Raw genomic sequence first — 962 nt, 5'->3', positions numbered from 1 at the left:
ATCTCACCCCTGTTATCCAACATCATGCTGCACGAATTCGATGCGTGGATGGAGAGGAACTATCTGAGCAAGAAGGTGCGGAAGGATCGGTGGGCGTGGAACTTCGCGATTCTCAAGCAGCGTCCGATTACTGTTCGAGAAAACCGGCAGTGGAAACCAGCTATCGCCTACTGTCGGTATGCAGATGACTTTGTGATCGTGGTCAAGGGAACTCGCGAACATGCCGAGGCAGTGCGCGAAGCATGCCGTGAGTTCCTCGAAGGCGAACTGAAGCTCACGCTGAATATGGAGAAGACCCATATCACACACGTGAACGATGGCTTCGTCTTCCTCGGTCACCGCATCATCCGCAAGCGTGGACCACGCGGCCACATGCGGCCGGTGACGACGATTCCGTGGGAGAAGTACAGGGGCTTCGCCGAGCGGCTAGTCAAGCAACTGTCGGGAAACTACGGCATGAACCGGATGGATCTGATGGAAAGCCTGAACCGGCAGACTGCCGGCTGGGCCGCCTTCTATCAATACACCGATTACACGGCCACCATGTTCAGAAAACTTGACCGGACCGTGTTCTGGAAGTTCGGATATTGGCTCGCGCGCAGGTATCGGCGTGGGTTCAGGTCGCTGATGCGCGATCATGTGCGGGCGCCAGAACCGGGACAGGCCAAGACATGGCTGCTTCAAGGCCAGAATAGTCGGGGTTGGTACGGGACGGTGGCGCTTCGGCGTCTTGTTACCAGTCGGAAGGGTCAATTCAGGTGGCGTAACCCGTCGGAAAATCCGTACATCTTGCGCGATGAGGCACGCAGTATCATCGAGTCGCGCTATCCCGATGTCGCCTTTGCTATGAGCAACGCTTGAACGGAGAGCCGGATGCGCTGAGAGGTGCAAGTCCGGTTCGGGGAGGAGAGGCCGGGAGATAGCTCGACTACGCCCGGTCTCTTACTCCACTATCGAGCTGG

1 protein-coding gene is annotated in these 962 nt (G+C 57.5%); it reads left to right on the top strand.

The genetic code is table 11. From position 1 onward, the window contains the following. Positions 1-861 (top strand): reverse transcriptase domain-containing protein (locus GCT19_RS42225; protein ID WP_152855107.1); only part of this gene is annotated, 861 nt, incomplete at its 5' end. Positions 862-962: the final 101 nt, after the last annotated feature.

The sequence above is a fragment of the Paraburkholderia atlantica genome, assembly GCF_009362785.1.
In the GTDB taxonomy this organism is placed as follows: domain Bacteria; phylum Pseudomonadota; class Gammaproteobacteria; order Burkholderiales; family Burkholderiaceae; genus Paraburkholderia; species Paraburkholderia atlantica.
This window is presented reverse-complemented; position numbering and strand designations above follow the sequence as displayed.